Annotated in this window: 26 protein-coding genes; 6 read left to right on the top strand and 20 right to left on the bottom strand. The window is 40.8% G+C overall.

Annotated elements, in window-relative coordinates; translation table 11 throughout:
* Positions 1-44: 44 nt before the first annotated feature.
* On the bottom strand, positions 45-1,229 hold the full coding sequence (locus DVB69_RS14780; RefSeq protein ID WP_116019885.1) for an MFS transporter: 1,185 nt from the start codon (positions 1,227-1,229) through the stop codon (positions 45-47).
* 266 nt (positions 1,230-1,495) lie between these two features.
* Here DVB69_RS14780 and DVB69_RS14775 point away from each other — a divergent pair, with 266 nt between their 5' ends.
* Entirely contained in the window at positions 1,496-2,137 is a 642-nt protein-coding gene (locus DVB69_RS14775; protein ID WP_116019884.1) for a metal-dependent hydrolase, read from the top strand.
* Between the two features lie 56 nt (positions 2,138-2,193).
* On the opposite strand, the gene DVB69_RS14770 is transcribed toward DVB69_RS14775, so the two are convergent.
* From DVB69_RS14770 to DVB69_RS14730, 9 genes are all read right to left on the bottom strand, one after another.
* Positions 2,194-2,691, bottom strand: coding sequence for a hypothetical protein (locus DVB69_RS14770; protein WP_116019883.1), 498 nt, complete (start codon positions 2,689-2,691; stop codon positions 2,194-2,196).
* The gene (locus DVB69_RS14765) at positions 2,681-2,896 is read right to left on the bottom strand and encodes a helix-turn-helix transcriptional regulator (protein ID WP_116019882.1); all 216 of its coding nucleotides are present in this window, start codon (positions 2,894-2,896) and stop codon (positions 2,681-2,683) included. Before DVB69_RS14765 ends, DVB69_RS14770 begins: the two co-directional genes overlap by 11 nt.
* 135 nt (positions 2,897-3,031) lie before the next feature.
* Positions 3,032-3,382 carry a DoxX family protein gene (locus tag DVB69_RS14760; RefSeq protein ID WP_116019881.1) on the bottom strand — a complete coding sequence of 117 codons (351 nt, stop codon included), beginning with the start codon at positions 3,380-3,382 and terminating at the stop codon, positions 3,032-3,034.
* A 465-nt stretch (positions 3,383-3,847) separates the two neighbouring features.
* Positions 3,848-4,336 (bottom strand): hypothetical protein, encoded by a 489-nt coding sequence (locus DVB69_RS14755; RefSeq protein ID WP_116019880.1) that lies wholly within the window; start codon positions 4,334-4,336, stop codon positions 3,848-3,850.
* 37 nt (positions 4,337-4,373) lie between these two features.
* The gene (locus DVB69_RS14750) at positions 4,374-4,940 is read right to left on the bottom strand and encodes an aspartyl-tRNA synthetase (protein ID WP_116019879.1); all 567 of its coding nucleotides are present in this window, start codon (positions 4,938-4,940) and stop codon (positions 4,374-4,376) included.
* Between the two features lie 141 nt (positions 4,941-5,081).
* Entirely contained in the window at positions 5,082-6,035 is a 954-nt protein-coding gene (locus DVB69_RS14745) for a phosphotransferase enzyme family protein (protein WP_116019878.1), read from the bottom strand.
* Positions 6,036-6,260: 225 nt separating this feature from the next.
* Positions 6,261-6,656 carry an SET domain-containing protein gene (locus tag DVB69_RS14740; RefSeq protein ID WP_116019877.1) on the bottom strand — a complete coding sequence of 132 codons (396 nt, stop codon included), beginning with the start codon at positions 6,654-6,656 and terminating at the stop codon, positions 6,261-6,263.
* A gap of 100 nt (positions 6,657-6,756) precedes the next feature.
* Complete coding sequence (locus DVB69_RS14735; protein WP_116019876.1) at positions 6,757-7,392, bottom strand: hypothetical protein; 636 nt, start codon at positions 7,390-7,392, stop codon at positions 6,757-6,759.
* Between the two features lie 84 nt (positions 7,393-7,476).
* Complete coding sequence (locus DVB69_RS14730) at positions 7,477-8,205, bottom strand: DsbA family oxidoreductase (protein ID WP_116019875.1); 729 nt, start codon at positions 8,203-8,205, stop codon at positions 7,477-7,479.
* 207 nt (positions 8,206-8,412) lie between these two features.
* Here DVB69_RS14730 and DVB69_RS14725 point away from each other — a divergent pair, with 207 nt between their 5' ends.
* Positions 8,413-9,066 carry an SDR family oxidoreductase gene (locus DVB69_RS14725; RefSeq protein ID WP_116019874.1) on the top strand — a complete coding sequence of 218 codons (654 nt, stop codon included), beginning with the start codon at positions 8,413-8,415 and terminating at the stop codon, positions 9,064-9,066.
* Between the two features lie 137 nt (positions 9,067-9,203).
* Here the strand turns inward: DVB69_RS14725 and DVB69_RS14720 are convergent, their stop codons facing one another.
* Positions 9,204-10,256 (bottom strand): hypothetical protein, encoded by a 1,053-nt coding sequence (locus DVB69_RS14720; protein ID WP_147300781.1) that lies wholly within the window; start codon positions 10,254-10,256, stop codon positions 9,204-9,206.
* Between the two features lie 196 nt (positions 10,257-10,452).
* Between DVB69_RS14720 and DVB69_RS14715 the strand changes: the two genes are divergently transcribed.
* On the top strand, positions 10,453-10,743 hold the full coding sequence (locus DVB69_RS14715; protein ID WP_116019872.1) for a hypothetical protein: 291 nt from the start codon (positions 10,453-10,455) through the stop codon (positions 10,741-10,743).
* Between the two features lie 196 nt (positions 10,744-10,939).
* Here the strand turns inward: DVB69_RS14715 and DVB69_RS14710 are convergent, their stop codons facing one another.
* The 5 genes from DVB69_RS14710 to DVB69_RS14690 all read right to left on the bottom strand — a co-directional run bounded on the left by DVB69_RS14710 (position 10,940) and on the right by DVB69_RS14690 (position 15,509).
* Positions 10,940-11,557, bottom strand: a complete 618-nt coding sequence (locus DVB69_RS14710) for a nitroreductase family protein (protein ID WP_116019871.1) — start codon at positions 11,555-11,557, stop codon at positions 10,940-10,942.
* Positions 11,558-11,662: 105 nt separating this feature from the next.
* The gene (locus DVB69_RS14705) at positions 11,663-12,028 is read right to left on the bottom strand and encodes a hypothetical protein (RefSeq protein WP_116019870.1); all 366 of its coding nucleotides are present in this window, start codon (positions 12,026-12,028) and stop codon (positions 11,663-11,665) included.
* A gap of 286 nt (positions 12,029-12,314) precedes the next feature.
* On the bottom strand, positions 12,315-12,677 hold the full coding sequence (locus tag DVB69_RS14700; protein ID WP_116019869.1) for a hypothetical protein: 363 nt from the start codon (positions 12,675-12,677) through the stop codon (positions 12,315-12,317).
* Between the two features lie 247 nt (positions 12,678-12,924).
* A complete protein-coding gene (locus DVB69_RS14695; RefSeq protein WP_116019868.1) occupies positions 12,925-14,679 on the bottom strand; it encodes a GMC family oxidoreductase in 1,755 nt (584 codons plus the stop codon).
* Between the two features lie 26 nt (positions 14,680-14,705).
* Entirely contained in the window at positions 14,706-15,509 is an 804-nt protein-coding gene (locus tag DVB69_RS14690; RefSeq protein ID WP_233505422.1) for a gluconate 2-dehydrogenase subunit 3 family protein, read from the bottom strand.
* 279 nt (positions 15,510-15,788) lie between these two features.
* On the opposite strand from DVB69_RS14690, the gene DVB69_RS14685 reads away from it, so the two are divergent.
* Together DVB69_RS14685 and DVB69_RS14680 are read left to right on the top strand one after the other, a co-directional pair.
* Entirely contained in the window at positions 15,789-16,457 is a 669-nt protein-coding gene (locus DVB69_RS14685; protein WP_116019867.1) for a YoaK family protein, read from the top strand.
* Between the two features lie 166 nt (positions 16,458-16,623).
* Positions 16,624-17,508, top strand: coding sequence for a fructose bisphosphate aldolase (locus DVB69_RS14680; RefSeq protein WP_116019866.1), 885 nt, complete (start codon positions 16,624-16,626; stop codon positions 17,506-17,508).
* A 232-nt stretch (positions 17,509-17,740) separates the two neighbouring features.
* On the opposite strand, the gene DVB69_RS14675 is transcribed toward DVB69_RS14680, so the two are convergent.
* From DVB69_RS14675 to DVB69_RS14655, 4 genes are all read right to left on the bottom strand, one after another.
* Complete coding sequence (locus DVB69_RS14675; protein WP_116019865.1) at positions 17,741-18,154, bottom strand: universal stress protein; 414 nt, start codon at positions 18,152-18,154, stop codon at positions 17,741-17,743.
* A 149-nt stretch (positions 18,155-18,303) separates the two neighbouring features.
* Positions 18,304-19,284: an NAD-dependent epimerase/dehydratase family protein gene (locus tag DVB69_RS14670; protein WP_116019864.1), complete on the bottom strand. Its 981-nt coding sequence runs from the start codon at positions 19,282-19,284 to the stop codon at positions 18,304-18,306.
* A gap of 539 nt (positions 19,285-19,823) precedes the next feature.
* Positions 19,824-20,762: a methyl-accepting chemotaxis protein gene (locus DVB69_RS14660; RefSeq protein WP_116019862.1), complete on the bottom strand. Its 939-nt coding sequence runs from the start codon at positions 20,760-20,762 to the stop codon at positions 19,824-19,826.
* Positions 20,763-20,918: 156 nt separating this feature from the next.
* On the bottom strand, positions 20,919-22,073 hold the full coding sequence (locus tag DVB69_RS14655) for a Gfo/Idh/MocA family protein (protein WP_116019861.1): 1,155 nt from the start codon (positions 22,071-22,073) through the stop codon (positions 20,919-20,921).
* 249 nt (positions 22,074-22,322) lie between these two features.
* Here DVB69_RS14655 and DVB69_RS14650 point away from each other — a divergent pair, with 249 nt between their 5' ends.
* Positions 22,323-23,726: a spore germination protein gene (locus DVB69_RS14650; RefSeq protein ID WP_255415331.1), complete on the top strand. Its 1,404-nt coding sequence runs from the start codon at positions 22,323-22,325 to the stop codon at positions 23,724-23,726.
* Positions 23,727-23,728 lie beyond the last annotated feature (2 nt).

Here is a 23,728-nt window from a genome sequence, read left to right as displayed (position 1 = left end):
AGAAAAGACAAAACATCTAATTTGAATGTTCTTGATACGATAGTTCAATTTTTCTTTTTCAAACTAAGCAGTCGAATTAGTACTATGGCGAGCATAAGGAAGATAGTGATTAGGCCGATAACACCCAGCCAGCCGAAGTGAGACCAGAAAAAACCGCCTGCTGTTCCACCAACGCTTGACCCGAAATAATAGAAAAATAAATATAAAGAAGACGCTTGGGCTTTGTCATGTTTCGCACGATGGCTCACCCATCCGCTCGCAATCGAATGACTTCCGAAGAAACCAAATGTGAAGATCACAATCCCTACAATCTTTAAAATCAGACTAACGTTCAGTGTAATAAGTGCCCCAGTCAACATTAGGACTGTACCAATCAGCAGGATATTCCGGCGGCCATACGTATTCGCCAACTTCCCAAACCACGTTGAGCTTACAGTCCCCACCAAATAGACGATGAAAATCCAACCGACTACTGTTGTACTTAGAGAATAAGGCGGTGCCAGCAATTTAAAACCAATATAGTTGTACAGCATGACAAAACTGGCCATGAGAAAGAATCCAATTCCATACAAGTTCATCATGGCAGGGTCCTTCAAGTGAGACACCAATGACTTCCAAAGATTTCCGAGTTGAAGTTCCCGTGCAACGAAGTGTTTCGAACTTGGCAATGCCACCACAAAATAGGCACTAATCATCAAACTCAACACACCGATAACAATCATTCCGATTTGCCAGCTGTAAAGGTCTGTCAACGTCCCCATCATGATCCGGCCTGCTAATCCCCCGACGGAATTCCCGCTAATATAGAGTCCCATCGCAACACCCAGATCTTTCGGATGCATCTCTTCTCCTAAATATGCCATCGCAATAGCAGGCAGACCTGCAAAAGTGATTCCCTGCGCAATACGCAAGATCAGTAACACTTCAAATGTAGGTGAAAACGCTAAGGCTAGCGTTAAAATAGACGATGCAAAAATTGAAATCGTCATTAACCGTTTTCGTCCCCAGGCTTCTGATAACGAACTCACAATCACCAGACTGACGGCTAATGCGAATGTCGTGACAGACAACGACAAACTCGCAAATGCCGGAGATATATGAAATTCCTCCGAGAATTCTGGCAGAAGCGGTTGTGTTATATAAAGGTTCGCAAAGGTAATGAAGCCTGCTGCGAATAATGCCCAGTTCGTATGCTTATATTCTTTTGTCCCTCTTTGTATAAATTCCATTTCGTATTTCCTCAACTCCTAACGTACCATTCGCCTTGCAACTTCTCTTTAAAGTATAGACCTAATTATCCTATTCGATAAAAATGGTGCTTACTCTTTGGAAATGAAGATCCATCAAGTTACCCCAGATTACCCTATACCTATAAGTTTCAGTAATTCCTCCTGGATTCTTTTTAATAATCGTTTATACTAGAAAAGTATCTTCACAGAATATACGTTCTACTATTTTCATGAAGTATCAAACTAACAGCTAAAGAGGGTTTCAGATGAAAGGCAGTTCACACTTAAGTATCGGGATTGCGGTTGGCGCAATCGCCGGATACAGTACACAACCAGACCTAACAACACTTTTAATTTGCGCAGGCATCGGTGGGATATCTGGAGTCGCACCTGATTTAGACACAAATGGGCTTGCCAGTAACTCCATTACTTTATCGAAAAAAGTAAGTAAAGTATTGATGGAAACTGCAGGCATCGTGATTTTACTTACGCTCATTTACCAAGTGATGAGAGAGGGAATGGGTCAAGACATATACATATACGGTGCGATTGGTCTCGCCCTTCTGATCGTGTCCCGTCTCATCACACAACGGCGAATGCTCACGATTACGGGTATCCTTGTCCTGTTGCTTGGCTTCGTATTGGATGAATCCATCGGAATCCTGCTCGCAGGAAGTTACATCGTATTCGCGTCCTTTCTGCCCCATCGTTCCTACACCCATTCACTGCTAGGCGTCGCATTTTATGCATTGATTTTGAAGTACTTGCAGGTAGAATGGCCAATCGAAGGGATGATGGTTGCCGGATTGGCTGGTTACATTAGCCATTTAGTGGCGGACATGAAAATACTGCCTGTCAACCGACGTGGTGTGAAATGGTTTGCACCATTGTGGAAAAAAGAATTTTAATTGATCAAAAAAACGAGTATCCCCAAAAAAGGAATACTCGTTTTTCATCATTACTTTCAATCCACTGATGACATGAATTTCTTGATAGTCCAATAGAAAATCCAATACTGGCCTGCTGCAAGAAGTAAAATCCCTGCAATCATCCATGTTTTACTAATCGGTAACAACATATAGACAGCTGCCATAATTGGTAACGCCCAGGCAAAATACGTGTACACTTTTTTCGTCGCTTGTTTTGTTAGGTCTTGAAAGAGCTCGTCATCTTCTAAATACTCTTGCGGCTTAAACGTGTTCATCGTTATTTTGTGTTTTGGCATTCTCTTATTATGTTTCGCGATGTTAAAAACAAATAGAATCAGGTAAAGAAAGACGGCTGCTAACATCACAAGTATGAAGATACTTGAATAACTACTAAGGCTAATCTCAAATTCGAATCCACCTTGTGGAAATGTCTTCACTGTTCCAGCATATCCGACTAATAGAACGAATCCCAAAATAATTAAAATCCCAGCCATTTGCCAAAGCGGATACGTCAATCGCATATCATTCCTCATTATCTATCTCCCCTTCCAACCAAAAGATTTCATTAATATCACAGTCAAGCGCCTTTGCCAGTTTCAGTGACAGTGTAACTGATGGTGAAAACTCCCCTTTTTCGATAAATCCAATCGTCTGTCTAGTAACTCCAACTTGTTTTGCCAATTCTATTTGCGTGAAGCTGTAACGTGCCCGCAGCTCCTTTAATCGATTCTTTAACATTGCGACACCTCTCCACTTCAATGTACACTATTCTTAACATAATGTATAGTATTCTTAACATACATATTTTATAACATGCAAAAAACACTCAAATTGGCAGGGCCTTTGAGTGTTTTGATGTGAAATGTTAGTTAATTATTTTCGAACCTTCAGAACCCACCAAATTAGCACAATTTGCAATGGCAGACGAACCCATAATGCAGCTGGAGACAAATCGAAATTCTCTGGTGTCAGTGCCATATAAATGTTGACAGGGAACACAAGCACTAAAAAGATGGCGATTAACATACCTGCTCGTTCACGTGTTTGCTTTAGAAATAACCCGAGTGCCAGCAAGATTTCCATGATCCCTGAAATGTATACAATCGCCGGACGGAATGGCACCCATTCGGGCATGGCCATAATGAAAAATGAATCCAATAAGAAGTGGCCAACTCCCGCCGCTGCAAAAAAGAGACAAAAAGCATATAATGCGATTTTCTTCATTGAAAAGACTCCTATCTTTGACGCAAATGAATTTGTTTGGTGACGCCTGGCTATTACACGCAGCTCGAAACCCTTTTTTGCTCATAAATCCCTGTTTCCGCTCATAAACTCTGATTTGTGCTCATAAATCCTGATTCCCGCTCATAAACTTGTGATTATGCTCATAAATCCCAATTCCCGCTCATAACTTCGTGATTGTGCTCATAAATCTCAATTCCCGCTCATAACCATCTGATTATGCTCATAAATCCCATTTTCCGCTCATAACCTCGTGATTGTGCTCATAACTTCGTGGTTGTGCTCATAAATCTCAATTCCCGCTCATAACCTCGTGATTGTCACCACTAACTCTTCCCCGTTGCACGCGGAACAGCTACCTATGTCCGATGTGAAAATCCCCCAAGCATGACCACCTTACACATTCCCAGTTCCGGTTCCAGCGCTCTAACAAATACCCCACTACTTTTACATCCCTACCCTAAACAGTTCCCTATCCATGTTTTCTGGAAACGTGTTCGTCACGGTAACAGTGAAAACCGGTCCACTGATAAACGTCACATACACATTTTCCAATTTCACAACGATTGACGTCAAAAATTCCTGTTTTTCATCTTTATAACCATACCCGATTACACGTTGAACACGTGCTCTTTCCAGATGAATCGAAGAACTAACGATTACAGGCTCTCGAAATCCTTCAACGCGTTCGAATCGGGAGAGTGTGTCAGCGTCATGTGTCTCGTCAATTAGCAATTGATCATCGCCTTCTGCTGTTTCAGTCCAAGATAGAATCCAATACACCGGCCGCTCTGAACTCCCCTGAAATTGGAAGGGTAGTACGGGACTTCCGCAAAGATATTTCCACCCTTCACCACTTTGATAGGCATGAAGTTGTTCAACTAGAATACTTTTCAAATCCATCCCAATTATTGATTTCACACTTGCTTCATCCACACCAGCACTCTCCTTCCTTTTATAAAACAGTTAGAACTTATGCTTCTATATCTATTTCGTCTAGCACTTCATCAGTCTCTTCATCTATGAGCTGTAACACCTTCATTTGATCATCCATTTCATCCAATTCCACATACCAAATGTACAGACCATTCACATCATATTGTTCAACAATTTCTTCACCCATCATATTTAGATCCAAGGTAACGACTCGTTCGTTATCCATTTGTAACACTTGCCCGTCTTTTAATTTAATGAAGCCATATTTCAAATTACCTTGTCCCTGATACCCACCGAAGAGCGTATGGTCTTGGTTGATACCACTCGATCCCCATGTATGGAACCCTGCCTTCCAGCCTAGGACTCCCTCTCTCGCATAGATCGCCCCGAGCAACGCTCCTGTTTTTTTGATAAAGAAGAATAAAGAATCCTTATTCAACTGGTAACCAGGAATAAGAAGCAAATCCGGATTCACAGCCAAAACTGCTTCCTGCGGAGTCTCATAGGACTCTTCGCTTTCAATAAAGTACCAAATTGCAAGTGCTCCTGTGAAGAGTACGATCAGTATGGGGATACTCCATCTTCGTGATACTTGTCGTTGCATGCCCTCATCCCCTTTCTTTTATTAAACACATCTTTATATTTGAAGTATATATTCTTCAATGCCTGAAGATAGGTCTGTATAAAAGACACACAAGTAGTCATTCTCCATAAACAACCTCCTCGTATATTTATAGAACTCGTGCTAGATCGATACTTCTTTCAAAATCGTTAGCGTTTCTTGCAAGAACCCTTCTCGCATCTGTACATTGACTAAAGATACTCCAGCTTCCACTCGATCATAGCGAAATGCCCGAATTACTGATTTCAGGATCCCCATAAGCATGCGTTCCCTCTCCGTGAATGGTCGTTGAGCAGTATATGATTCTATAAAAAATTTAAACCGCTCTTGTTCGGTCAGGTTTCCGGTATAAGGCGCATGCCACGCATGGTACACTCCTACTGCAACGGACTCATTCAAAAACACTTCATTCCCCGCTATATTAAAATCGTAAATCCCTAGGGTTCCGTTCTCTTCTCTCACCATATTGTAATAACAAAAGTCCCCTTGAACAGCTCCTTGCGGTAGTTGTGTCCAAGCTTCTTGGAGGATTTTCCGATACTCAAAGTAAAGAGTTTCGATAGTGGTGAATAGAGGATGACCTTGGTAATAATTTTTGAAATCTAAGAAACTTAATTCGTTTTCATCATAGTCCCCAAGGTTTTCAGTCGCATTGCCGCCAAACATACTCCAGGAAGTCACTGTAGTGAAAGGAGATTTGAGTTGCATCGAAATTTGATGTTGTACGCCTAACAAACGACCAATTTCATAGAACAACTCATCTGTCATACAGGTTAGTTCATGGCCAGCTAGCTCATGTTCTAGAGTGAAAACCAATCCATCCACTTCTTGTACATACGAACCATTTCTATCCTTCAAATACCTTGAGACATTCATATCGTTTTCATGAAGAAGGGAAGCAAATTGACAGCAAGCATCCCAATAGAATGGCTCCGCACGTTCCCCTTTCAACAGGTAGATAGAATTCGAATCCAATTTCACTTTAGCCAGCACTTTTTTACCTGAACGCAAACTCTCTATTTCTTCGGGTCGTATATTATAGTTTCTGCAGATCATTGACATTTTTTCAGTCTCCATGTTAACCTCCTGATGAATCATTCCTCATTACCTATTCCTGTTCAATATCTCTCATTGTCAACATAGGTAGGTCACTTGAAATGTAACCCAATTCAGTCAATTATCTTTATGAACATCCTACACTATATGGAAATCTCCAGGAAACTTTTTTTCGAATTGAAGACACACAAAAAGCCACCTACACGTCACATGTAAATGGCTTTTATGCGTCAATTCTTTCAGTGCTTAATCTTCCGTCGGTGCATAGTCCTTATTGAACCAAAGCTGCTCCTGATCGTCCACTTCACCATTGTAGTTAATGAAAATTTCTTCTCCAGCCTTAATTGCTTTATAGGCAAAGAAGTCGAACGTCTGGTTATCGAAATTAATGTCATACCAAGCATTCGGCTCATAAGAATGGTTGAACAGCATACCGTATCCTAAAAGAATCGCAGAATGATTCACTCCGTATTCGAAAGCATAATCTCCGAGAATCGTTTTCTCAATATGCTCGTGTTGCTCGTTCGGATAAGAAATGACCGGTGCCGCATGTAACAACTGACCTTTTTCGATATCACATGTGGCAAATACGCCTCTATTGAATTCTCCATCACTTATTTCAGAAGTTTTTACTTCAATCATTTATTCGCCTTCTAACTTTTGTATTTACTGCCCCACTATAGCATAAATGAACCATCGAATGCTCTCTAGAACTCTATCTTAAATGGTTTGCCGTCTACGATTAGATGCCTTCCCCGTAGTAATCGAAAACATCGGCCAAGTCGGCGTAAATTTGATAACCGTTTCCCCAGTATTCTTTTATCCATGCGAGCATCTCAATCATCTGTTCACCGTGCTGTGCCACTTTTTCTTCCAATCCTTTTGCTTCTATCAGCTTCGCGAGACACCAGGATGGATCCGGAAGAGTATCAAACCATTGCTTCTCGCCATCATCCATCGGATCTCCATAATACACTTCCCACTCTGCCGGCAACATCTTAGGCCATTCCGTGCCCAGTCCGACGTTTTCTATGACTTGACGGAAATCCAGCATGAGTGAAAACATAAAGCCCTCTTCATCTGCATCCGGTAATTCTGGAAAGGATAGTTTATAGGACTTTGGAGCAGGTTTTGCTTTTACTAACTTTTGAAGAAATGTAGGCTCCGGGGTACGATCCTCCCATTTGTAATTTCGAATCGCGTAGAGGATGACTTCGCTGTGAACTTGCATCTGTTCAAATCCGGGCAGCTCATCATTTTTAACAGTTACGAGTTCTTCAAGTTCCATTTGTTCTGAAAGCGACAATTTACTTCGAAGTTCTTTTATCCGTAACTCATGTAATCCAATTGCACTACGGTGCCCCTGTTCAATATTCATACACATATTCCCCCCATCCCATTTTACATCCCCTTATTAAAAATATACCGCCATCCAACAGTAAAAGTGACGGTATCCTATCAATTACTTTTTTTCTTCAGGAACCGCACAACTACCATCTGTACACGTTGCATCTACCCCATTGTCTGGTGACAAGTTTTGAAATGCGGATACTGGCTTTTCTTCTTCCAGGATTTTCTCCATTGCTTGTAGAAATGCTTCTGGAGGCTGCGCACCTGAGATTGCATACTTCCGATTGAACACGAAGAATGGAACGCCTGTGACACCTAGCTGTTTTGCTTCTTCGATGTCTGCCCGAACTTCATCTGCATAAGCTTCCGGGTTACTGGCAACAGCAAGTGCTTCTTCTTTGGATAAACCTGCTTCAACCGCAAGTTCAACAAGAATCACTTCGTTGCCTACGTCTTTAGATTGTGTGAAATTAGCATAGAGCAATTTCTCCGCTAATACAGCGTCTTTTCCATGCACTTTCGCAAACTTCGTCATTCGATGTGCATCAAACGTATTTGTCGGTTTCATCGTATCAAAATTGAATTCGAGTCCAACTTCTTTAGCTTGTTCGACAATCGAACCCATCATCTGTTTCGCTTTCTCAGCGCCGCCAAACTTAGCTCCCATACTTTCATAGAAATCTTGCCCATTATATTTCGGAGAGTCCGGATCCAATTGGAAACTTTTAAACTCGATGTCTATGCGGTCTTTCCCTTTGATTTCATCCAGCGCCAGTTCCAACTTACGTTTTCCGATGTAGCAAAATGGACATACATAGTCCGACCAGATTTCAATTTTCATTTAATACACTCCCTATTTGTAGTCTGTTCATTGTGACAACTATACCACTCAATAATCTGGAAACGAATTAGTACGCTTTTGTAGTTCAATACTACAAATGTTAGGAATAAACCAAACCGGGTATAGATTATATAGATATAATTTCTTCCCAGCTTCAAGTTACCTGCGGAAGATCTTAAAACGTGAACGATAGAAAGGTTGGATATTATGAAAGTACTAGTTATTGGAGCGAATGGACAAATCGGTAAAGAACTTGTTTCGCTAATTCAGAAGAGTGATTCGTTAACAGCCAAAGCGATGATACGGAAACAAGAACAGGCTTCTTATTTCGAAGACTTAGGAGCTGAAACGGTCTTAGTGGATTTAGAAGATGACACGAAGAAAATTGCTGAAGCTGCTGAAGGCGCAGATGCGATTGTATTTGCAGCCGGGTCCGGCCCGAAAACGGGTCCAGACAAAACAATGTTAATTGACTTGGATGGCGCAGTGAAGTCAATCGAAGCTGCAAAACAAGCGAACGTAAAGCGTTTTGTATTGATCAGTTCCTATGACACAACTCGTGAAGCAATCCAAGAAGCGGATTCATCATTCGCCCCTTATGTAGCAGCGAAACATTATGCAGATGATTGGCTCCGCAGAACGGATTTAGACTATACAATTGTTCATCCAGGTATGTTAACGAACGACGACGCAACTGGTAAGATCGAAGCTGCTGAGAAAGTCGATGCGAACAAAGTTCCAAGAGATGACATCGCTCAAGTGCTTCTTGCTTGTTTAGAAGACAACTCAACCATCGGTAAGGAATTCCAAGTAATTGCAGGTGACACACCTGTAAAAAAAGCAATTGCTTCATTAAAATAAATCTATTAAAACCGTATTCCAATTTCAACTTTGGAATACGGTTTTTTGCATCCTCATTCTACCCCTTCTTCTTCTCAATGCACCTACACATCGACTTGAATCACACTTCCTGTAGGATAACTTCAGTAGTATTGGTTTCATTTTTTCTCTGCTGGGCCTTTACTATCCAATTGCCTTTTATTCTCTAATACGAGTTTTTCGAAATAGGAAAGCTCTTTTGGTTTGTCTTCTGTCTCTTCGGTAACAGGGATCGGGTTTTCTGTGTGACTAGGAGGTATGGCTTCACGGACAATTTCATCTGTTGAAGAAGGTATTGACGGCCCCATCACCTGTTGGTCGTTAGATTGATAGGATGTATCCATCTTACCAAGCACCTTTGCTCCGTTGTCTTGAGGTCTTCTAATTGAGTTAATATCAACTTTCGGAACAGTATTAGGTTTCTTGATGGTACTCTTTTCAGCGTCTTGGAATGGCTGATTATTGATTATGTTCGTTAAATTGGTGTTCAAAAGCTCCAACACATTAAATAGTTCTGCATATTCAGGACTATTTGTTGCAACGTCCATATGTTTGTCTTTGATGAAGTTGACTTGATAAAAAGGATTTCCAACGTCCCGAAATTGCATAACTAACGCTAACGTATGTACTTTGTTGGATTTAATATCCTTTGGCAGTTTGCTCATGATTTCTTGTTTAATATACTCTAGCAATGGAATATTTGTGGAAGCATACGACATATTGATAACTTCCGAGTTCTCTACCATCGCAACTGCTTCCAATTCAGAGAATCCAAAATTATCAAGTGTGTAAGTCATGTTAGCTCTTGGTTGAGCCACCGGTTTTCTACTATCCTCAATTGCTCGCCAACAAAATATCTGACGTGTTTCTTCATGAATCGTAATTCTAGTCAACGCATCAATTGAAACACGCGTTATCGTACTTTCTGGATTACCCGCTGGTGGTTGGAGAGAGCTTAACCTTTCTCTTTGCTTAGCCAATCTGCGTTCTTCTAAAGTATTTGCTTTGGCGAATAACGGAATCGCTAAAACTAGAAACACAAATCCACTTAGGCCTCCTATCCATCCAGCCCCTTTAAATAGTGCAAGAGCTAAGAAAACAAAACCTATAAGGGGTAAGAGACAACCAAGACACCCTAATAGATTGGATAATTTTGTAGAAATAGGTTTCATCCTCCTTTGATGATTGGTATACTTATTGTAGATGAATAATTCTTATACGATTTCAACAATCGTTTAGTTTCACTAGTTGTAAAGGTTCATTTTGTGTATTAGTGGCTACTCGTAAAAATTTATTTGCAACAATTTCACAACGTTCTAAGAGAAAAAGTCTTTTGGCTGTATACAACTAATGAGGAGGAGAAAAACAATGCCCATCTTATTGACGATTGGTGCGTTTCTTTTGATGTTGTTTGGTTTCAATAAACTCATGGGGTATCGCAAAGGGAATATTACTTTAGATTTGGATGAACGTTACACGAGTTCCACAGAGCAGGCAATTGCAGTAACGGAAGAGTTGCAAAAACAAGGTAAAACTGCGGAGTACAAAGGAAAAGGTCATTTCTTGGTTGACGGGTTACCTTATATCGTTCACAAACGAAATGTTTCAATGAGGGGAATCCCTTTGGAGCGCACAGTGCTCGTACCTGAAAACAAGTGAAAATAGTCTACACTGAGTGTTGCCTGAACGAGTGAATTTGACATTCATTCGTATACAGGCATTTTTTCTTGCAGTTAAAATTCAACTTACTTTACACACCACTTCACCACCACAATAAGTCTGTTAGTCACGCTTCCCCTCAAAAAAGCACCAGATTCTCACTGACTTCGTGAATACCTGGCACTCATCAAAACTATTAGATGAACTTTACTTTATCTTCAATTGCAATCCTCGTTGTTGAATACGCAGGGGCATTTTCTTTCCCTATCGTTATTAACACAATCGGAACATAACGTTCTTCTACGTTGAACCGCTCTGCGAACTTCACTTTGTCAAACCCGCCCATTGGTCCTGTTGCATAGCCACGCTCTTTCGCGATAAGCATGAATTGCATTGCAGCGAGCCCAGAATCGAACGTTGCCATATTGATACGGGATTGTTCAGGTGCATGTGGATACGCTTTGTGAGCATTCCCCACGAGCACTGCTTTGCTGGCATCATCCACAAAACCAGCTTCAGACATGCTGTCATAAACAGGATCTATATTCCGATAAAATTCTTTGTCTCCCAATACGGCGATGACCGCAGAGGCAGTTTCAATCTGCTCTTGGTTGTACGCAATCTTTCTTAAGTCTTGTCGTGCTTCCGCATCTAGAAAGACTAGGAACTGCCATGGTTGTAGATTGCTAGTCGAAGGCGCGAGTGTCGCTTGCTCTAGCATCTCCAGGATTTCTTCTTTCTCGATGGTGAAGTTAGGATCGTATTTTCTCACCGAACGACGTTCTTTAATTAAGGTAGAAACCAAATCTGACAATTGAACCCCTCCTATTGGTGGAACAAATCTGTACTTTGCTCCACAGTAGCATACTTTTAGTAAGTTAAACTGTCAAGCGTTCTATGGATTGTAGTGTTTTTCATTTTATTCTTCAATTGGACTGACGATATGCATGCTCTCTAACAGAGCCCTCGCATCCTGATTTAAATAGGTAAGTGTATCTTCCCTGCTTACTAAGCCCGCATGCTCTTTGACCATCAATTTAAAAGAACGAATGTTAAAGTGGACAGCATAATCATTAATGGCATGAAGTACTTTAATTTCTGACTGAGTCAATCTTCTTCCATCTGAGTTCAAGACAAACTCAAATAGATCTTGTGCATTCCGCTGGAGACGATGCTTGTGTGTTTTTACCAGTTCAATATTATCCTCCATATACTTTCTGGCAGTTATAAAGTCCAACTCATCCACACATTGATTGATCATTTTAAACAATTCATTAGAATTCATACGACCACCCCTTTACTTTACCAACCCTTACCAATATACCATTTCATAGTTCTTTTTCCACTTGAATTTCAAATTTTTGTACTTACATATCCCGCAGTCTTCTCTTAAAGAGGGAACGTTGGATTCGTTATACAGTGTCCTATATCTTCTGCGTATAACTTTTCACAAAGAAAAACACTTTCGATTGGAGATACGTTACATGTATCTCCAATCGGAAGTGTTTCTAGAATTCAAGTTAAGTTATACATACCTCTGCGATCTGCTTCTTTTCACATCTTGCACGTACTCAAGCAATGAGAGCGTTCATGCTTCCCAATAACGCTTTCGCATCTTCATTCAAGTAATCGAGCGTCTCTTTTTTACTGAGTAATGCCCCTCCTTCTTTTATCAACAGCTTAAATCCTCGAATATTAAAATCAGTGGCATATTTGTTGATCGCCTGAATAATATTCATCTCTTTTCTATTCAACATCTCACTTCGTCGATCTCGGTCTGAAACAAAGTCGAACAGCTCCTGCGCGTTGTGGTGAAGCCGATGTTTATGTCCGTTGAGAAATTCAATATTTTCTTCCATATATTTTCTCGCGGAAACAAAATCCAATTCGTCAACACATGCATTAATGGTCATAAATAACTCTTTTTCACTCATAGCAACCACTCCCTTTTAACTAATACCACTGTACCACTTCAAGGACTAAAGTTTTATTAGAGAACAATTAGAAATTGATTAGAGTTTGCATTTCTGAGGCTATTCAGGATACTCCCTGACTAGATCACGTTCTAATTCGGGTGGATATACCGGTTTTTCTTCTATTGTTCACTATATACAAAAGGAGAAGCCTATGCATTCAGGCTTCTCCTTTTGTATATAGTGCCCGAGTAAGTTACTAAGGCTATTATGCATTTTTCTTAAGATTTGCTAGTGTGAGTAAGCCGCCTGTTTTCAGATACTTATTCATCCCCTCGGCTGAAAGATAGGCAACAGCTCCAATCGTTCCAGTCGGGTTGTAGTTACTATTGTGGGGGAACGCAGAACCTCCCAATACGAATAAGTTTTCCATATCCCACATTTGTGAATAGGCGTTAACCGCTGAATTCTCAGGACTGTTCCCCATAATTGCTCCGCCAAAGAAGTGATCGGTATAAAATTTATGGTCAAATTCTATGTCGTCCTTCACCTCATCAACGTTCATCGTATCTGCGCCCATTTTTTTCATAATTTCCGCACAACGTGCAACTCCTGCTTTTGCTCGTTCACGGTCTTGTTGCGCATAAGTAACTGTCACACGCAAAAGAGGATTTCCCAATGCATCTTTATAGGTTGGATCTAAGTCCATATATGTTTCTTTGTTCGGCAAGAATCCACTTTGAGAAGTGATGAACAAATTGCGATTTGCATATTTCAACGTTTGTTTTTTGAAGTCCTTCCCCCAGGCAGGCGTCCCTTCTGGCACTTGGTTATTCGCAATAGGCCGTGTTCCTAACTGACCATAGTGGACCTCATATCCATGTAGAAACTTAAGATTAGTATGATCTTCGTTGTCTCCACTAAAATCGTCAATCGTTGCGCCTAATGATCCTGTCCCCATGAAGTTGTTGAATTTCTTATCTTCAAAGAAGCCGCGTGCCCCAATGTAAGTCGATAGGTTATTGAAGTGACCTGTGAAGTTTTTACCGATGATGCCTTGTCCTGTTTTCGGATTATAAGGGGTTCCGATTTTAGAGACTAGCAATAGTTTCGTATTTGTAAATACAAATCCTGCAAGAACAACAATATCGGCTGGTTGTTCAAATTCCTCTCCTGTGGTCGTATCTGTATAAACTAATCCCCTTGCGCGCTTCCCGTCATGAGTTACTTGCGTTACGTTTGAATTATTTCTAAGTTCCAAGTTTCCTGTTTTTCTGGCAGTTGCAAGAACGGTTCCAATCGGATCGGCTTTCGCTCCAAAGTCACATCCATACTCTTCACAAAATGCGCAATACACACACCCATTTAACTTTTCCCCATCTGGGTTTTCATACGCTTGGGAGAGATTTGCAGAAGGCATATGGTATGGATGATAACCCAAATCAGTAGTGGCTTTCTTAAACAACTTAATTGTTGGTGTATCTTTCATCGGCGGATTGGGGTACTTATCCGATCGAGGAGGGCCGAGTGGATTTTCTTCCCCTGATATACCCGCAGTTTTTTCAAATTTATCATAGTATGGCTCTAACTGATCATACGTAATGCCCCAGTCCTGCATGGTAGACTCCGTCGGAATTTTGTCTTCCCCATAGCGTTCAACCGTTTTACTGTAGATTTCAAAATCGTATGGTAGCCAGCGGAATGTCATGCCGTTCCAGTGAACCCCAGCACCGCCCGTATTGTTTCCTAGTCTGGCTTTTGAATTATTTCTAACTGGAAGTGCCGTCTTGTCCACGGAATTTCTAGAAGTGATGGTTTCCTTATTAAGATTTTGCATCAGATCATATCGCTTTGAATAACGAAGCTCATCTTTTGTCCCTATGAAATCTTCGTGTTTTTTGTCATGACCCCGCTCGAGTATGACTACCTTATGTCCCGCTTTCGTTAGTTCTGCTGCAGCGATCCCTCCAGCCCAACCTGATCCTACAATAACCGCATCTACTTTAGGTAATTTTTTTACCATTGTAGTTCCTCCTCTCAATTTTTAGCTTAATGTCCTTGATAGTCCCGTAAACTAACAGGCTCCATTTTCTGAAACTCATCACTTTCGATTACGCCAGCGTAAGAAGCTTGTGAACCAGGGAACTCTTTCATTTTCCAACCTTCCATATTTTTGTTACCGCCATAAACTGGATCGGAGTAAGCTCCTTCCAATGTGGATTGGATCAGTAACGCCATAAATTCAGATGCGACGAGTCCGGTCATTTTCACTTTATCGTTTTCAAAGTCCTGCAGAATTGCAATTTGCTGATCCGACTCAGCTTTATCAAATGTAGTCTTAAATCGTTTCTGACTTTCATCATCCATCTTTCTAATTCCTTGAAGGAAGATGTCGCCACGGTCTAAAATGGATTGTTCTCCTGCTGGTCCTGCAGGTTTATCACTTGGATCTAAAACAGCTGTATATGGACCATGCCTATAATCTCTTCCATTGATCCCCCAACGTCCAGCCAATTGTTTGTCGATATAGTAGGGAACATCTAATTTAATAGCACCCGGTCCGTGGTCGTCCTCCGGATAGATTTGTTCGGTTGCAGCCATCAGTACCATAAAGTCCTGATGTCGAGTAAAGAATTGTAATGCTTCATGTACATCAGTTGCTTCAACCTTAGGCTTCTCAACCTTTTGAATCTTTTTGGAATCGAAACCATTTGTTATAAAGCCTCCAAGTAATGATCCACCAACCAGTCCACCTGCTACCAAACCTGAATTTTTCAGGAACTTCCGGCGACTCATGTCTTGTTGCATTTGTTGTTTTGTATTCGCGTCATCTTTTGGATATTTATCCGCCATAATAAGTACTACCTCCCCAGTTTCATTGTTTTTCATACTTTCCAAAATTCACACTCTGACCTATTTTTAAAAATATGAACACAGACACGTATTGCCCCATAAAAATAGAGTGAATGATGTTTTCAATTTGAGTATTGACGAGTTCTTACAAATCTAGTCATTCATTTTCAGTAGTACATCACACTCTTCTTTAAACTTCATGGATATCTCTCACTGATTAAGGGTAAATCAGAGATATACATAGTTCTAAAGGATTCATACAGCAGGAAGGGGAGCTAAATGGATAGAGATCAGTTACACACCAAAAGGATTACAAGCCTATTAACAATCTGTGCTGCTTTTTTGATGGGATTTATAGATGCGTATACATTCATGGAATTAGACCATGTTTTCGTGAGTGCCCAAACTGGCAACATGGTAACCTTTGGGGTCAAGTTATTTACAGGTCATCCATATGAGGCGTTGGCGAATATGATTGCTTTTGTAGGATTCATGTGTGGCGCATTTATAGGAGAAGTTCTTTTAGCTCGCTTGAGGCTGCCAGGGTTACGAAGATATCGGCTATTCTTATATGTACAGGCATTTCTTTTAGTAGCGTTGGCCCTATTTCAGTCAAAAATCGAATTGTCTGTGATGGTATTTGTATTGGGGCTACTTTCCGGTTATGCACTGACAACATTCCGAAAAATTGGAACTACACCTGTCAATAATGGAATAATGACAGGGAATGCAAGGAATATGATGAATAGCCTATATTTGATTCTATTTGAAAAAGATGAACAGGCAAAAAAGGATATGCTACATCTCTCCATTGGGATTGTTACATTCGTAGCCGGGGTGGGCGCGAGCGCGGCAGTCAGCGTTTGGAATCCTATGGCGATATTATGGATTGCCTTCGGAGTTGTCTGTTTTTCAATCATTGCGTTGTTTTTCTATAAGTGGACATAAGGTGTGTATGCATTCAATTACTGCCCAGCGTTCTATATAACTCAGTTGCTTCATTAGCGTAACTAGATAAAAACGTGATAGAGTAATAGATATGACGACTGGCTTTGTCAGTCCATCTTTAAAATCTTTTCAGGAAGCTACACACTTTAGAATAGGAGTGGTCGGAATGAATGAAAAACAATTTGACAAGGTGAAAAACGGTAAAGGGTTCATTGCAGCGCTTGACCAAAGTGGCGGCAGTACCCCTAAGGCACTTGCAGCATACGGCGTGAATGAAGATGCGTATGCAACAGAAGATGAGATGTTCACTTTAGTACATGATATGAGGACGAGAATCATCACCTCTCCTGCCTTTGACGCGCAGCATATCCTAGGTGCAATCCTTTTTGAACAAACGATGGACAGTAAAATTGAAGGCATGTACACAGCTGACTATTTAGCTGAAAAGAAAGGGATTGCTCCTTTCCTTAAAATTGATAAAGGGCTTGCGGATGAAGCAAATGGAGTCCAGCTCATGAAGCCTATCACCGATTTAGATGAAACGTTGAAACGAGCTAACGAGCGTCATATTTTCGGAACAAAAATGCGTTCTGTTATCAAAGAACCCAATGAAGAAGGCATCAGAGCGGTTGTCGATCAGCAATTTGAGGTCGGAAAGCAAATTATCGCTGCAGGTCTTGTTCCGATTATTGAACCGGAAGTGGACATTAACAGTGCCAACAAACCAGCTTGTGAGACATTATTAAAAACAGAACTTATTAACCACTTGGATCAGTTGACTGATGATGAAAATGTCATGTTAAAAGTGACAATTCCCACCAATGTCAACTTGTACAAAGAGCTTATTCAACACCCTAGAGTGGTACGAGTTGTCGCACTATCGGGCGGGTATTCAGCAGATGTGGCCAATGAAAAGCTGAAAGAGAATGCAGGATTGATTGCCAGCTTCTCTAGAGCTCTAAGCCAAGACTTGAACGCTAACCAAACAGATAGTGAGTTTAACGAAACTCTTGGACAAGCGGTTAAATCGATTTACGAAGCATCTATTTAAGCGAAATGCCTGTGACGAGACCAATTTTATTGGTTCTGACACAGGCTTTTGTATTGTTCGACCACTATCTACATTTAGTTAGACCTTATAACAGACTTCTAAAATGTAGGAGAAAATGAAAATAATGCTCAATGGAATAATTTGCAACAGCAAAAAGACCCGCATCTGCTGAGTTCGGCAAACTACGAGTCTTTAAGGTGGATATACTGAGTAAACCACTTTGTACTACTTTCTATTTCACAAGCGTCACAGGACAACTCATACGCTTTACTACTTTCTCACTGACACTCCCAAATATAAGTCCTTTAAAAGCATTCAATCCTCGACTACCTATTATTAGCTGGTCAACTTCACTTGAATTCACGTATTTAATAATCGTAGGACCCGTATGCCCCTTCAACAACGTGACTTTTGGTTCCACACCAACCTCACGCGCCAACTTCACTACAGGCTGGACATTTTTCTTTTGATACGCAGCTAGATTTTTAGGACTTTGCGTCAAAAGCCGTTCGTCTTCCACCTTATTAAAATCTGTCACAAAAATAATCTCTAACTGCGTTTCCGGCAAGTGCTGAACCAACATCAGCGCGTGTCGCGTCGCACGTAATGCACTCTCTGAACCATCTACAGCCACCGCAATATTCATAACCGACCTCCTTAGATTTGCTCGCTAGTCAAAGAGTCATATAAGTAATACAACCGATTCTACCAGACATTGAACAGAATTCAATGAAAGCGCAACAAGATTTTATTAGTGAACGTAAAATATTTTACGAGTGGGTGAAAGATGAAAAGTCACTCTACTTCTTCTGCACAAACTGCCAACGTCCTTTTAATCTCGTCACGGACATCGTCTTCCTCATACTTTAAGGTTTGCATCGTTACCTTCGGATCAATAAAGGCATCTCGATTCTGCATTTCAATTTGTTTCCCCATATGGATTGCATGCTCTTTTCCGTTCGCTGCGACCGTTTCATCCATTTTTTCAGCAGAAGGTTTCAATTGGTCCAAGGAAGCTATTTCAATGATTGTGTCAGTTTGCCCAAGACTCTCAGCGATCATCTTGTAGAACTCCTCATATTTCATATTGATGCCTGAGATGGCATAAGTCGCTCTGTGCTTACCATGCTCCAATGCACCGACAGCTGCTTCTGCCACTTGCTTCGTTGTAACCATTGCAGTCCCGCCAGCAGGAACCTTTACAACGTCTAGTCCTTGAACCCGAGGGAAAAAGCTTTTCCATAACGGGGTGCGATGCGGCATTGTTCCAAATATGTATGGTAGACGAAGCGACATGACATCCATGCCTCCTTCCCCTTCCATGAAAGCCATTTCTTCCTGCAACAACCTTGTTTTCACATAGGGTTGCTCCTGCAAGTTTAAATCGGTCCACATGTCCGCAGTTTCAGTATGGTACGAACCAAAAATCACAAACTTCTTTATGCCCGATTTCCTTGCCAAGCGTGCGAGCCGTTGTGTCGGCAGAACATTGTTTTCATAGTAGAATCTCATGGCAGGTGCTTTTGGGAGTGTTCGTTCATCTAAACCTGCGGCGTAGACAAACGCATCTTTTCCTTGCAACATATCCAACACTTGCTCATCTGTCATCTTGTTAATATCCCCGATATTTCGATCCTTCACTTGTTCAGGTATTACCTCAGCCATCACCTTTTCGTTACGGGCAATTGTAGAAACTTCGTACCCCTTGTCGAGTAACTCGTTAATATTCTCAAGCCCAAGTAAACCAGTTCCACCCAATACAAATACTTTATCCATTTTGCAAAACTCCCCTTCACATAGTGTTCAAGTATTCTACCCTTCTGTTGAAAGGGGTAATCCATTTGCGGAATAGTGTGGAAAGCTAAAAATTGACGCAGGAAGTATTTCCCGTTGCGCCATAAATAATTTCAACAACGAAAAAAGACACGTCCCGTTTATAGGAGGCCACTGAAAAAGTCCTTTAATATTTGTTGTGTATAGGAGACTGTTGATTTCCGCTTCAGGCGGACGCTTTCTGAGGGGCTCGATTTCAGTCTCCTCGTCGCTTCGCTCCTGCGGGGTCTTCAATCTTCGCTGATCCCTCCAGAGTCGCCGCCTTCTTCTCCAATCAACGAGGATTATTCATTCGTCAGTAGATAGTCAAAATCTTCATATTGACAAATGGAAAGATAATGAAAGAGGCACCATTTCGTTCAAGTTTGAACGAAATAGTGCCTCTTTTTTAACTATACAACTTGTTAGCATGAAAAAAGTAAGTTTTTCAGTGTCCTCTGTTTATAGGTTCGTGTCATTAAATCATTTTCTTAACATAACGATTACTTGACAGTCAATTGACGAATTCCATTTTCAAGTCGCTTGTCAACTTCCTTGGCGTCTTCAATATGCTCAATAATGAGTCCGTGTGCTTGTGAGAAAAGTGTTTTTGCATCAAGAAGTTCACTTTTTACTTCCGCAGATAATTGTTTTTGCTCTTCAATCATTTTCTGGATCGAACCAATATCACCCTGGCTCTTTTCGATTGTAGTTAAAATACGTTCGATTTTCTCAGTTGTAGCGAGGCTAACTTGCACACCTTTATCCACAAGTTCAGCACTTGTTCTTGTAGAATCCAGCGCTTCTTTAATTTCACTACGTAGTGACGAAGTCAGAGTTTGTATGCTCGCAGTACTTTTTGCAGTACTTTCCGCTAAATTGCGGACTTCTTGTGCAACAACTGCAAAGCCTTTTCCAGATTCCCCAGCTCTAGCTGCCTCGATGGATGCATTCAATGCTAGTAGATTCGTTTGTGTAGCAATGCCATCGATGACTCCAACAATCGATTGAATCTCATCCGAGCGCGCACTTAAGTTGGTCATGTTTTTCTCGGATGCTTGGATTTGTTCCCCGAGAGTTTTAATTACTTCTGCTGTAGCATTTACTTCCTGTGTTCCTTCAGTAGCTTCGGTAACCATCACATTCGATTGATCTTCCAAAGAACGGCCTTTTTCATATAGTTCATCAGACTTTTGAGTCGTTTGTTCACTCAGCTGGTCAATATTTTCAAATCGTTCTTCAATTTGACCAACCGCGTCACCTAGAACATCATGCTGTCCATTAACTTTCTCGTGTTGCATCACAGCCGCCGCTAACTCGTCTCTTAACTCCAGCAAACGGACCTGATCTTGCTCTTCTTTTACAGCTTGGCTTTCTTTTAAAGCCGTTAACTCTTCTTGGAAATTATCTATTTCTACTAGTTTACTTTTACTTTTGAACATATGAACTCCCCCAAGTTATCTTTATGTTCATAATTATAGCATAGAATGACCTATTCTCTTTAAGTATTTTAGGGTAAGAAGTCATGTCTTGGACTTTTTGTGACCAATGACACCAGTAAATAGGTCCATTCTCTCAAAGGGTAACTTGAATACGAGTTATGAGAGTCTGGTTATACTTGAATCTTTAGACACGTGAACAACACCGCCGCCCGAACGAATCGATTCTGTTGCTGCACACCCAACCGCTACACTCATTCGTCCGGCAAACGGCGACGTAAGTGGTTGTTTATCACGAAGGATAAGCTCAATGAAGTCTTGTGCAATTTTGGGATCTGCACCGCCATGACTTCCGACTTCTGGCTTCAACTCATACGTCACATTACTAAACTCATTCCATGTATTGGTTTTGCGTGTCTTCAAATACACTTTGCCATTCACTTCATCGTTTTCAATTCTTCCTTTTGTCCCGATAAACGTATAGTTCCGCTCATAGTCTGGTGTAAAATGACATTGTAGGTACGACGCTTTTATACCGCCTTCTAACTCCATGATCAGCATATTGTTGTCCTCGACATCAACTTCTTTGCGGAACGCACATTCCGTAAATGTATGCGGTACATACTCAGGGCAAGTATCTTTCAACGAACATTCTGGGCACGTCAAATCATTCGGCATCTCGCCACCGTAATAGTCCAATCCTCCGAACGCAGAAACTTTCGTTGTATATTTACCTGAAATCCAGTGAATGACATCCAAGTCATGAGATCCTTTTTGAAGCAGGAGTGACGTCGTTTTATCACTTCTTGCATGCCAATCATGGTAGTAATAATAACCACCCAATCCGACAAAATGGCGAACCCATACTGTTTTCAACTCTCCAATAGCCCCTGAGTCAATTAACCCCTTCATCGTCTGATACATGCTCATATATCTCATATTAAAGCCAACCATCAAATGCTTACCTGATTTCTCCCAAGCCTCGATGATCCGGTCGCAGCCTTCCACTGTAATTGCCAGCGGCTTTTCAGAATACACATGCTTGCCCGCCTCTAAGCACGTTATCACATGTTCTTCGTGGAGATAGTCTGGTGACAGCACAGCGATTGCATCGATATCATCCCGTACCAATAACTCTTTATAATCTTTCGTTAGAAAAATTGGTGTTCCTACCTCTTCTTGAAACTTCTGTTGACGCTCTTCCGATAAATCCGCCAATGCTACAATCTCAGATTCACCTTCTGGCTGATGCCAATATAGCGCTAAATTCCTTCTTAATCCTGCTCCAATGACTCCAATTCTTACTTTTTTCATATGTACACCTCTTTTAATTATAGCTAGGTTATCACTTGTAAATTTTCGATAGATCCTAATAATCAAGCGATTTTTAAACCTTGAAATAACTATAGCATACAGTAATCGATGAAATTCCCTAGTTGGTAGTATTAGTATCCTTGTACTAATAGAGTCTGATTGTTTATAGATACTTTGTAAATCATCTCCAATTTGAATAAACCATCACGCTTAAGGAAATATTAACCTTATTACTACCTTAATCTGAAAGTGGGGATTCCAATCGAAGCACTAAAATCCAAATTGGCGGGTATTGAGGATGCCGTATTCAAACAGATTGAAACTACTGAAGACGAAGTGACACTAATCTATTTCAGTTCTCTTGTCGACAAACTCACATTACATCAGATGGTTATCCGTCCCCTTTCTGAAGGAATTCTAGAAAACTCGTCTGAAGTAATTGTGCAACCTAACATTTCCGAACTAATTTCAGCTATCACGGAAGGAAGTACGGTTGTCTATTTTCCAAAACAAAATGTTTATTTGAAAGTAAATACTTTCAGTGCACCTAGCGCTTCGATTACAGTTACCGATACAGAATCTACTGTCATAGGCCCCACTAACGCATTTACCGAATCACTAGAAACCAATCTATCCCTTATTAAACGAAGAATTCAAAATCTGAACCTAAAAAGCAACAACTTTGTAATTGGGACAGAAACCCACACGCAAGTTACTGTTCTATATATGGACAACATTGCTAATAAAGAAAACCTAGACATAGTGATTGATAAAATCCAGAATGTAAATCACCCTGGATTTAATGATAGTTCAATTCTACAAAAGTTAATGGACAATCACCCTTTTTCACCTTTCCCCCAATATCACGAAACAGATCGTCCAGATAACGCTGTGTCTGCCCTATTGGATGGACGCATTGTCATCCTGATGAATAACAGTAATGGGGTAATCATTTGTCCTATTTCGTTTTTCGAATTGTTCATATCTCCCGAGGACTACTATAACCGCTGGATGACAGCGTCGCTTTTACGTTCAATACGTTTCTTTGGTTTTTTCTTAACGATTATCATGACACCTACTTACATATCGGTGTTAACCTATCATCCTGAAATGTTACCGTTTGATGTTTTACTAAACCTTCAAGAATCAAGAGAGAAGGTACCTTTTTCTCCCCTCATAGAGGTCCTGTTCATGGAACTCGTTATAGAAATATTAAGAGAAGCCGGATCACGAATGCCCACGAAGATTGGACAAACAATTGGTATTGTCGGAGGTATTGTAATAGGAACAGCTGCGGTTGAAGCACACCTTGTAAGTAATACATTGATTGTCCTAGTGGCAATATCAGCCCTATTATCCTTTTTACCTCCGAACTTCATCATGAGTAATACCAGTCGCTTTATGAGGTACATCTTTATTTTCGCAGCTGGTATGTTTGGGCTGTTTGGTCAAATGATTGCATTTGCTTGGTTGTTTCATCATTTATTAACGTTAACTTCACTGAACACGGCCTACATGACCCCCATTATCCCTAGAAAGTCATCGGATCTACTAGATTCATTTGTTCGTATGCCAGCAAAGTTCCTTAAACACACTTCTGGTATTGCTAAAGCACAAAGTAAGAAGTCACCTCCCGTTGAAAAGGAGGAATGAGC

This window comes from Sporosarcina sp. BI001-red (assembly GCF_003384035.1).
Taxonomy (GTDB): domain Bacteria; phylum Bacillota; class Bacilli; order Bacillales_A; family Planococcaceae; genus Sporosarcina.
This window is presented reverse-complemented; position numbering and strand designations above follow the sequence as displayed.